We start from the raw sequence: 663 nt of genomic DNA on the forward strand, positions 1-663 counted from the left end.
CGATATCGTGGACACCATTCGCTACGCAAAAGACGATGCCAAAGTCTCTGGCTTGGTATTAGCACTGCGCGATCTCCCAGAAACGAACTTAACGAAACTTCGTTACATTGCTAAAGCGTTAAACGAGTTTAAGGCATCAGGTAAGCCAGTTTACGCGGTGGGTGACTTTTACAATCAGAGCCAATATTACTTAGCAAGCTACGCCGATAAAGTGTACATGGCGCCTGATGGTGGCGTATTGATTAAGGGCTACAGCGCTTACTCTATGTACTACAAAACTCTGCTAGAGAAGTTAGACGTATCCACTCACGTTTTCCGAGTCGGTACTTACAAATCGGCTATCGAACCGTTTATTCGTGACGACATGTCGGATGCGGCAAAAGAGTCTGCCACTCGCTGGGTCACTCAGTTGTGGAGCGCGTTTGTCGATGACGTGACGACTAACCGCAACATCAACGCCAAAGTGCTAAACCCAACGATGGAAGAACTGCTTGCCGAGATGAAATCTGTGGATGGTGCTTTGGCGCAATTGGCCGTCAAAATGGGGTTAGTTGATGAATTGGCGACACGCCAAGATATTCGTACCTTATTCGCCAAAGAATTTGGTAGCGATGGTAAAGACAGCTACAACGCCATCAGTTATTACGACTACCTAGCGACGAT

At 47.2% G+C, this 663-nt stretch carries 1 protein-coding gene; it reads left to right on the top strand.

The features are described 5' to 3' along the window. The coding region (locus R7E78_RS27260; RefSeq protein ID WP_318058767.1) for a S49 family peptidase at nt 1–663 on the top strand (663 nt) is incomplete at both ends.

The sequence above is a fragment of the Vibrio sp. YT-19(2023) genome (assembly GCF_033337395.1).